The following is a 9586-nucleotide window of genomic DNA, read 5'->3' as shown; positions in this document are numbered from 1 at the left end:
TTCAATTTCGCCTTCACGGGTGAGTAGTTCAACCGTTCCCATTTCACGCATGTACATGCGCACCGGGTCGGTAGTCCTGCCGATTTCACTTTCAACCGTTGCCAGGGCCTGTGCGGCTGCTTCGGCAACTTCTTCATCAGTGGTACTTTCCTGCATCAACAATTCATCGGAATCCGGCGCCGACTCGGCAACCTGAATACCCATGTCATTGATCATGCGGATGATGTCTTCGATCTGATCTGAATCGACAATGTCCTGTGGCAGGTGGTCATTAACTTCAGAAAAAGTCAGATAACCTTGCTCTTTACCTTTCGCAATCAGGAGTTTAATCTGAGACTGCTTGCTTTGCGCCATATACCCTACACTTCTTAAATTCTAACCAATGCAAAACCTGTAAAGTGAGACACTTTACAGGTGTGAATGTTCGATAATCGTTGAACGCCTTATCGAGATACACGTGCTTCAATGTGGTTTTGTCTGTTCAACTGCCTTTTGCGACGGTGGCAGCGAATTACACAGTATAACAGAACCGTCGTTATTTTGACTACTCTACTGCCTATTTTTGACTCGTTTATTTTAATTGGCCGTGGCTGATAATTATCGGCCTGCCTGTCGCTCTTTCATAAGCAAGTTTAGTTCCTGCTTTTCAGCGTCTGACAACGCATTAATACGTGATTTGGATAAAAGTTGATCGATGCGGCTGTCGAAATGCCAATCCAGTAACTTAGCGAAACTGTCGCGATATACCCTGGCCGCGTCCTCTTCCGAGACAAAATGTTCTTGCATAAGCATTTTACCCAGACTGACAGAGTGGGGGTGATTGCGGAAGTTTTCAAGTACCATGGCTGTGCTGGCTGACGGATATTGCTCACAGAACGCAAACAAATCCTGCAATACAGGCAGGCCTGCAATGCCTGAGCCGGTCAGAAAAGCGGGCTGAACTGAATCACTGCAATCGGCTGCCAGGTTAGGATGCTCAAGCAGGAGGCGGATCATCATTCGAATCGGCGACAAGCGTGACTTTTTCATGTTGTCGAAGGTGCCAGCCCGATTGGGCTTCTGCGTCCTGTCGTTGGCGTTGCGAATATCTCTGTCCAGTTTAAACCGGTCGTATTCGCCAACATGCTTGCTAAGCTCTTCCTGCAACATGATTTTTTGTTGTTCGCCTGCTACCTGATCAATAAGTGGCTGAGCTGCAGATTTCAATGCTACTTTACCTTCAGGTGTACCTACCGGGTGCTGCTTAAGTAAGGTATCGAAAAAGAAGCGCGACAGCGGTGCGGCTTGCGCGATCAGTGCTTCAAAGGCTTCTTTGCCAATTTTCCTTACCATGGTATCGGGATCTTCGCCGTCGGGTAGGAACAGGAATTTGAGGTGCACACCGTCTTTTAATACGGGAAGGGCATTTTCCACCGCACGCCATGCCGCATCCCGACCCGCGCGGTCACCGTCGTAACAGCACACAATTTCCTGATTGCTGCGCATCAGCATAGTCATGTGCTCTTGTGTGGTAGCAGTACCCAGTGCTGCGGTAGCGTACTGAATGTCAAACTGACTCAGGGCCACCACATCCATGTAGCCTTCCACAATCAAAATGCGCGGCAGGTTGCGCTGCTGTCGGGTATGGTGATATCCAAACAGTTCATAGCCCTTGTGGAATATGCGGGTTTCCGGCGAGTTCAGGTATTTAGGGCCGTTGCCCTCCATGATTCGTCCGCCAAATCCACATACCCGGCCGCGTTTGTCTCGAATCGGAAACATAATGCGGTCACGAAAAAAATCGTACTGCTTGCCGTTGTCGTTCTGATTAACCAGTTTTAACTCAAGCAACTGTTTGCGTGTGTGTTGATCTGAACCGAATGCAGATAGCACCGCATCCCAGTCGGGTGGGGCATAGCCAATTTCCCATTGCTTAACTATTTCACCCGACAGTCCACGCTTTTTAAGGTAGTCCACGGCAGCGTTTGCTTGTTTGTGATGCTTTAGCTGATGCTGGAAAAATCGTGTGACTTTTTCCATGAGTTGGAAGTCAGATTCGGTTTGCTGTTTTTTCTCAGGACTAAATGAGCGGGCTCCTGTGCCTTGTTCTCTGGGCACGTCGATGCCATGTAACCGGGCGAGCTCTTCAATGGCTTCAACAAATTCAAGGCGATCGAATTCCATTAAAAATGAGATTGCATTGCCATGGGCGCCGCAGCCAAAACAATGATAGAACTGTTTATCCTGGGCGACAGTGAAAGACGGCGATTTTTCGTTGTGGAACGGGCAGCACGCAGAGTAGTTTTTACCAGCCTTTTTGAGGCGCACGCGACTGTCGACGATTTCGACAATATCGGTACGAGCCAGTAAATCATCTATAAACTCGCGGGGGATCTTACCTGCCATAAATGCTACACATTGCCAAAATAGTTAATGCTGGTACACAGTAGACGTACTGTATCAGGCTGGAAGGAATGCGCAAATAGGGAATCTGTTGCTGCAAAACAGGGATGCAGGCATTAATTCAAACGTTGTTTGATCTTTGCACTAAGTGCACCCATGTCGGTGCGACCCTGAACTTTAGGCTTCAGTAAGCCCATTACCTTACCCATGTCTTGCATACCACTTGCACCACTACTGGTCATGGCTTCATCAATCAACGCAGACAGTTCTTCGTCGGTTAATGCTCGTGGCAAGAAGGATTCGATAACAACAATCTCAGCGCGTTCGGTTTGCGCCAAATCATCGCGACCTGCCGCGTCATATTGTGACGCAGCATCCTGACGCTGCTTTACCATTTTGGTTAAAATAGCAAGCACATCGGCGTCAGTCAGGGTAACCTGTTCGTCGATTTCTTTTTGCTTTATGGCAGCAAGGGCCATACGAATAGTTCCCAAGCGAAGTTTTTCTTTCGCTCGCATAGCATCTTTTTGTGCGTCTTTTAAATCGTCAATCAGTGCCATAGAATACTCGTAGATAGCTAATCAATAGACATGCAAAGAGGCCTGTAAGCAGGCCCCACTGCCAATCATTGCTTAGTAAAGTTTTACGCGACGTGCGTTTTCGCGAGCCAACTTCTTAAGATGACGCTTTTTAGCAGCTGCTTTCTTGCGCTTGCGTTCCCAAGTAGGCTTTTCGAAGAATTCACGACGACGTACTTCAGCCAGTACACCTGCTTTTTCACAAGAACGCTTAAAACGACGCAGTGCTACGTCAAATGGCTCGTTTTCTCTTACTTTAACGATGGGCATTAAAATCTCACCTCAAAACTTAACGGATTTCCGGGGTTCAACTGGGTTTTTTCAACCACCCGGGTTAAAAATGGTGCGAAATTCTAAACATTCGAGGCCGGGATGTAAAGTCCGGATAACAAAAAAGGCGATAAAAAATAGTCAGCCTGCTGATTGGTGCTTGTGCTGATTGAGATTGTTGATTGTCCACGAAGCTATGAATCGGGTAAACTTTACCAATGAGATCAGTTTAGAGCAAAGAATTTACTGCCATGCGTGTATTAGGTATTGAAACCTCCTGTGATGAAACCGGTATTGCGGTGTATGACGACGAAGCCGGGTTGCTGTCGCACACTTTATACAGCCAGGTAAAACTGCATGCCGATTACGGCGGTGTAGTACCTGAACTGGCGTCACGCGATCATGTAAGGAAAATTATCCCGCTAATCCAAAAGGCATTGTCCGACGCCGGGTGTAAAGAAGGCGATATCGACGGTATTGCCTATACACAAGGCCCCGGTTTGGTGGGGGCGCTGTTGGTTGGCGCCTCAGTGGGGCGGTCGCTGTCCTTTGCCTGGAATGTGCCGGTTATTGGCGTGCATCACATGGAAGGGCATTTATTAGCGCCGATGCTGGAAGATACCGCTCCCGAGTTTCCGTTCGTGGCACTATTGGTGTCAGGTGGACATTCAATGCTGGTGCAGGTAGATGGGATCGGACAATACACATTGTTAGGTGAGTCAATCGACGACGCCGCAGGTGAGGCCTTCGATAAAACGGCTAAATTATTGGGTCTGGATTATCCAGGCGGGCCATTGCTAGCGAAACTGGCAGAGCAGGGCGAGCCAGGGCACTATGCGTTCCCGCGGCCGATGACAGATCGCCCGGGTTTGGATTTTAGCTTCAGCGGATTAAAAACCTTTGCAGCCAATACTATTCGCGATGCCGACGATAGTCATCAAACCAAGGCAAATATTGCATTTGCTTTCCAGGAAGCGGTTATCGATACCCTGGCAATTAAATGCAAACGTGCACTTAAGCAAACCGGCTTAAAACGGCTGGTGATCGCAGGTGGGGTTAGCGCCAATACCGAATTGCGCAGTGCGATGAAAAAGCTGATGCAAGATGTGCGTGGTGAAGTATTTTACCCCAGTCTCGGCTTTTGTACCGACAACGGTGCCATGATTGCGTATGCCGGTTTACAGCGATTGAAAGCCGGTCAACGCACGCCGTTATCTGAATCCGTTAAGCCCCGTTGGCCTCTTGATACACTATCTGCACTTTAAAATCATACCGTTATCGCAAATTCGCCGGTTATCCGGCGAATTTCACTGGAATGTAATTCGTCGGCGATAAATACTATTCATTCGAATTTTAAACCATCCTTAACCCACATGTTTTGGATGATTGGATAACAGTAAAGGTATTGATTCGTATGCAGCGCTTTGTTGTGTTAGTTGCAATGTTACTAGCGGTAGTTACTCCCCGCGTTTTCGCAGATTCTTCAGACCAGCACGTTGTGTTGATTTCCATCGACGGATTCCGTCACGACTATATAGAAAAGCATCAGGCAAAACACATTGCAGCCATAGCGCAGCAAGGTACCCGTGTAATGTCGATGCAGCCCGTGTATCCGGCTAATACCTTTCCCAATCACATTTCATTGTTAACTGGCCTGTTGCCAGCGAACCATGGGATCGTTAACAACCGGTTTTACGATAAATCCCGCCGCGATTATTACAGCATGGGGAAAGGGTATCAGGACAGCACCTGGATTACGGCGATGCCCATGTGGAATCTGGTTGAGACGCATGGGTTAAAAGCGGCTACGTTTTTCTGGCCTGAATCTGATGCACGCATTGGCGGGCAACTGCCAACTTATCACTACCATTATTCGAAATACGCAGACTACCAGCAGCGTATAGATCAAATGATGGAATGGTTGTCCTATCCCGAACAATCCCGTCCCCGGTTTATTGCCGGCTATTTCTCGCTGGTCGATACCGTGGGGCACGATTACGGACCCGATGCACCAGAAACCTATGAAGCAGTGCAGCAACTGGATGCCCTTATGGGGCAGCTGTATGCCCGTATTCAAGCGTTGCCGTTTAAGGTGAATCTGGTGCTGGTATCGGATCACGGCATGACGCCGGTTGACCGCAGCCAGGCAATAGTGGAAGCCGATTTAAATATCAGCGAGGATTTTCTGGTGTTAAATGAAGGCGAGCAAATTTTGTTGTATGCCAAGGACGGAGTAGACCAGGCCGCCATTGATGCGCAGCGCAATATTATCAACGCAATGGATTTACCCGGTGTTCAGGTATTTGATGAGGATCAACGTCAGCACTACCGTATGCCGCATAATAAGCGTACCGGGGACTTAATTATTACCATTGCACCGCCAGCTAAATTTACTAAAAACAAAGACAGTAAGGTTGGGCCGGGAGGCCATGGTTATTTGCCTGAACATCCCGATATGGGCGCGTTCTTTGTGGCTGCTGGGCCTGCGTTTAAGTCGGGCTACACGCTGCCTGCCATGAGTAATCTGGAAGTCTATCCGGCATTGGCAAAGATAATGGGCCTAGACTTGCTAACTCCCATAGACGGTGAGTTATCGAAGTTAGCCCCTGCTTTGCTGGTTAACTAATCCGGCAATGTGTGTCAGAGCAATTCTGCTCTGACACCATGCTGTCAGGAGCAAATTATGAGCAAGTCCTATCCCGAAATTACCCAACGTATTTCCAGTAACATGAAAGCCCTGCGCTCAGATATCACCGATACCATGCAAGGGTTTTCAGCAATGGCGCAAGCGGCTACCCGCGATGGCGTGCTTGATAAAAAGACTAAGGAACTGATAGCCCTGGCAATTGGGGTGTCGACCCGTTGTGACGGATGTATTGGCTTTCATGCCAAGGCGCTGGTTGAACTGGGAGCGACTAAAGCGGAAGTGGAGGAAACACTGGGTATGGCAATCTATATGGGCGGTGGCCCTTCGCTAATGTACGCCGCCGATGCGATGCTGGCATTCGAGCAATTTAGCCAGACTGCGAAGTAGTTTTGCATAGTATCTCTCTGGGTCCGGTGGGGCTGTCCATTGACTATGCGTTTATTTGGGCAACCTTGCTGTTAGCCTGGGGAAATTGCTATTTACTTACCCGTCGTAAAGACCACGCACAGGTTCGCTATCAACTGGCCAGTAATGTGCTGTTTAGTGCTTTTGCCGTTGGTTTTTTCTGTGCGCGAGCAGGGTTTGTCGTTACGCAATGGCAGTACTTCAATAACGATGTTCTGGCTATGCTGGATGTGCGCGACGGCGGGTTTGCAATGGAGTTTGGATTCATTGCGTCAGTCTTGCTTGTCAGTATTAGTATTCATCGCCACCCTGATATTCGCGCAACGCTGCTGTGGAGTGGATTAATCACCTCTGCAATTATGCTGCCGTTGTATATTGCCGTGTCTTTGTCGCAGCGGTCAGAGATAATGCCTACGCCACGGGTAGTTTCACTTTCAGGCAATCCAGTCTCACTTGCCGATTTTCAGGACAAGCCGCTGGTTATTAATTTCTGGGCAACCTGGTGCCCCCCGTGTCGGCGCGAAATGCCTGCGCTGGCCAGGGCGCAGCAACATAACCCGGATATTCATATTGTACTGATTAACCAGTCTGAATCTGCCGATGACGTGAGCGCCTTTTTGACAGAGCAGGATTGGCAAATATCGAATGTGTTAATGGATCATACAGGTAGCGTGAGCCGGGAGTTTGGCGTAGCGGTTTTACCTACAACCTTGTTTTATTCACCCGATGGAAACCTGGTTTATCGCCACATAGGGGGAATGTCGGATGCCAGTCTGGCAAAAGCGTTGGATGCATTGCACGCTGGCCAGCAAGAGCAGAATCAGGAGTGAGCTAGCAGCACTTTATTCATTAGCTTTGCCTTTGTCCCACACTTTACTCTCTTCCCCTGCCAACAACCGCTTGATGTTGTCGCGATGGCGAAAAAGAATCAATATCGACAGCATTGCTACCGGAAGTGTGTACAGGGGTTTGATAAACCAGGTAAAAATGGGGGCTAAGAGCACTGATACTATCGCGCCCAGAGACGAGTAGCCCCAAATAAATACCACCAGTGCCCAACTGGCAATTAGCATGCCCGCCAGTGAAGGGCCAATCGGTAGCATGGCACCAAATGCTGTGGCTACGCCTTTCCCGCCTTTAAAATGAAAGTAAAGTGGATAGATGTGACCCAAACAGGCAGCAATAGCAATGAGGCCTAATGCGACGGGAGGAATGCCCATAAAGTAGGCGGAGTACACGGGGATTGTGCCTTTTAATATATCGGCTAACAACACCAGTAATGCCGGGAAACGGCCACCCAGTCTCAGCACGTTGGTTGCACCGGGATTACCAGAACCGTGCTTTCGGGGGTCGGGCAAACGAAATAGTCGGCTGATCAACACCGCACTGGAGACAGACCCAACCAAATAGGCCACGCTTATCATCAGTAAACTCAGTGCAATCATGACTGTATCCGGTGTCATACAATAAGTGTGCACACACTACTAGAATCTAATAGCGAATGCCAGACGCTTGGTAAAAGTTCGGTATACGGAAGCGGCTGCACAGCTGCATTGGTATGGTATACTGCGCGCAAAAATAACGCCTGAATGTTCTGTTTACCGGCGCGTTTGCGATATCACCGCCACTGGCGAGAGGCCATAAAAATGCAACAAATTTTTATTGAAGGACTCAGTGTTCCCACCTTAATTGGGGTGTACGACTGGGAACGCACGCAACAAACTATTCTGATCATGGACCTGCTTATTGATGCCGACCTGACTCAGGCAATGACTTCAGACGATGTTAATCATACTATTGATTATGCAGCGGTTGCCGAGTGCGTAAAAGAAGTAGGCGCTGCAACTAGTTTTGAGTTGCTCGAGGCATTATCCAAAGCGATTGTTGATGCGTTGTGTGCGCGTTTTCCTATCCAAAAGTTGGTGCTAAAAATTGAGAAACCGGGCATTTTGCCCGATGCGCAAAGGGTGGGCATTCAAATCACTCATGAGGTTCGTGCGTGACAGTACACCGTGTCCTGATTGGCGTCGGTTCAAACATCGAGCGTGAATACCATACCAGGCAGGCCTATCAGTTACTCAATCAACATTTTACCAATGTCAGGGTGTCCAGTGTTTACGATTGCCCGGCTGTAGGGTTCGATGGCCCCGGTTTTTACAACTGGGTTGCCAGTGTTGAGACCACATTAAATCTGTTGGAAACCTATCATTTGTTCAAGCAAATTGAAGCGCAGTTCGGCCGAAAAAACTGGCATAAGACGCCGTGTTCCCGCACAATGGATTTGGATTTATTGTGCTTTGATGATCAGGTATGCAATACACCCGTAGTGCTGCCCCGGCCTGAAATGCTGGAGCGGGCATTTGTACTGCGGCCACTGGCTGAGCTGATCCCCGGTGAGCGGCATCCTTTAACCGGTAATACCTACGAATCGCACTGGCAACAATTTGACCACGCATCCCAGCCTATACAGCCTATTGCATTTGAATGGAGTTCATCACAGGCATGACATTATTTGAAATCATTGTTCTGGCCATTATTCAGGGCTTAACTGAGTTTTTGCCTATTAGTAGTTCTGCTCACTTAATTTTGCCTGCCGAAGTATTGGGCTGGCGCAACCAGGGGCTGGCATTTGATGTAGCCGTGCACGTTGGCAGTTTGCTGGCGGTTATGATTTATTTTCGTCGTGATATCTTCAATATGTCTGTGGCGTTTTTACAACACGGCTGGCGGAAAGAGCAAACCACCGATAGCCGTTTAGCCTGGTTTGTTGTTATTGCAACAATTCCTGCGGTAATCGCCGGTTTTGCCTTGAAAGACATTATTGAAACTCACGCCAGAAGTGCCGCGGTGATAGCGGTTACTACTATTGTATTTGGTTTATTGCTTTGGTACGCCGATGTGAAAGCAAAGCATGTTCAAAAACTGGAATCCATTACGTTAAAGCAGTCTGTCATTATTGGTCTGGCGCAGATGTTAGCGCTGATTCCGGGAACGTCGCGCTCTGGCATCACCATGACCGCTGGTCTCATGTTAGGTTTAGATCGCGAGAGTACCGCGCGTTTTTCATTTCTGCTTTCCATTCCCGTCATTCTTGGCGCCGGACTACTGGCGGTAAAGGATTTGGTTGAAGCGGAAACAGCCGTCGACTGGAACGCACTTATTTACGGTGCTGGATTTTCGTTTGTTGCAGCATACCTGTGTATTTTTCTGTTTTTAAACTGGATCAGCCGGATTGGAATGTTGCCGTTTGTGATATACCGATTACTGCTGGGCGCGGTATTACTGGCCTTTATTTTCTGGTAAA

The 9586-nt window shown here is 48.5% G+C and carries 12 protein-coding genes; 7 read left to right on the top strand and 5 right to left on the bottom strand.

Translation table 11 applies throughout. The features are described from left to right. The 4 genes from ACLR2L_RS07710 to rpsU form a co-directional block, all read right to left on the bottom strand. The coding region (locus ACLR2L_RS07710; RefSeq protein WP_413367113.1) for an RNA polymerase sigma factor region1.1 domain-containing protein at positions 1-354 on the bottom strand (354 nt) is incomplete at its 3' end. 243 nt (positions 355-597) lie between these two features. Continuing rightward, positions 598-2385 carry a DNA primase gene (gene dnaG / locus ACLR2L_RS07705; RefSeq protein ID WP_413367110.1) on the bottom strand — a complete coding sequence of 596 codons (1788 nt, stop codon included), beginning with the start codon at positions 2383-2385 and terminating at the stop codon, positions 598-600. A gap of 113 nt (positions 2386-2498) precedes the next feature. After that, positions 2499-2942: a GatB/YqeY domain-containing protein gene (locus ACLR2L_RS07700; protein ID WP_413367107.1), complete on the bottom strand. Its 444-nt coding sequence runs from the start codon at positions 2940-2942 to the stop codon at positions 2499-2501. Positions 2943-3014: 72 nt separating this feature from the next. Beyond that, the gene (gene rpsU / locus ACLR2L_RS07695) at positions 3015-3230 is read right to left on the bottom strand and encodes a 30S ribosomal protein S21 (RefSeq protein WP_140958510.1); all 216 of its coding nucleotides are present in this window, start codon (positions 3228-3230) and stop codon (positions 3015-3017) included. Positions 3231-3481: 251 nt separating this feature from the next. On the opposite strand from rpsU, the gene tsaD reads away from it, so the two are divergent. The 4 genes from tsaD (at position 3482) to ACLR2L_RS07675 (ending at position 7112) form a co-directional block, all read left to right on the top strand. After that, positions 3482-4495, top strand: coding sequence for a tRNA (adenosine(37)-N6)-threonylcarbamoyltransferase complex transferase subunit TsaD (gene tsaD, locus ACLR2L_RS07690; protein ID WP_140958509.1), 1014 nt, complete (start codon positions 3482-3484; stop codon positions 4493-4495). A 149-nt stretch (positions 4496-4644) separates the two neighbouring features. Beyond that, positions 4645-5856, top strand: coding sequence for an ectonucleotide pyrophosphatase/phosphodiesterase (locus ACLR2L_RS07685; protein WP_413367103.1), 1212 nt, complete (start codon positions 4645-4647; stop codon positions 5854-5856). 57 nt (positions 5857-5913) lie between these two features. Further along, a complete protein-coding gene (locus ACLR2L_RS07680; protein WP_140958507.1) occupies positions 5914-6264 on the top strand; it encodes a carboxymuconolactone decarboxylase family protein in 351 nt (116 codons plus the stop codon). A 2-nt stretch (positions 6265-6266) separates the two neighbouring features. Beyond that, complete coding sequence (locus ACLR2L_RS07675; protein ID WP_413367099.1) at positions 6267-7112, top strand: prolipoprotein diacylglyceryl transferase family protein; 846 nt, start codon at positions 6267-6269, stop codon at positions 7110-7112. Between the two features lie 12 nt (positions 7113-7124). Here the strand turns inward: ACLR2L_RS07675 and plsY are convergent, their stop codons facing one another. Then, positions 7125-7727 (bottom strand): glycerol-3-phosphate 1-O-acyltransferase PlsY, encoded by a 603-nt coding sequence (gene plsY / locus ACLR2L_RS07670; RefSeq protein WP_140958504.1) that lies wholly within the window; start codon positions 7725-7727, stop codon positions 7125-7127. A gap of 201 nt (positions 7728-7928) precedes the next feature. Here plsY and folB point away from each other — a divergent pair, with 201 nt between their 5' ends. From folB to ACLR2L_RS07655, 3 genes are read left to right on the top strand one after another with little or no spacing between them, the layout of a single operon-like run. Beyond that, on the top strand, positions 7929-8285 hold the full coding sequence (gene folB, locus ACLR2L_RS07665) for a dihydroneopterin aldolase (RefSeq protein ID WP_413367095.1): 357 nt from the start codon (positions 7929-7931) through the stop codon (positions 8283-8285). Beyond that, entirely contained in the window at positions 8282-8788 is a 507-nt protein-coding gene (gene folK / locus ACLR2L_RS07660; RefSeq protein ID WP_413367093.1) for a 2-amino-4-hydroxy-6-hydroxymethyldihydropteridine diphosphokinase, read from the top strand. The genes folB and folK overlap by 4 nt, the downstream gene beginning before the upstream one ends. Continuing rightward, positions 8785-9585, top strand: coding sequence for an undecaprenyl-diphosphate phosphatase (locus ACLR2L_RS07655; protein WP_413367090.1), 801 nt, complete (start codon positions 8785-8787; stop codon positions 9583-9585). Before folK ends, ACLR2L_RS07655 begins: the two co-directional genes overlap by 4 nt. Position 9586 lies beyond the last annotated feature (1 nt).

The organism is Alteromonas sp. AMM-1, assembly GCF_047290655.1.
Lineage (GTDB): Bacteria > Pseudomonadota > Gammaproteobacteria > Enterobacterales > Alteromonadaceae > Alteromonas > Alteromonas mangrovi.
The sequence above is the reverse complement of the archived record's forward strand: the minus strand, read 5'-3'. Positions and strand labels throughout refer to the sequence as shown.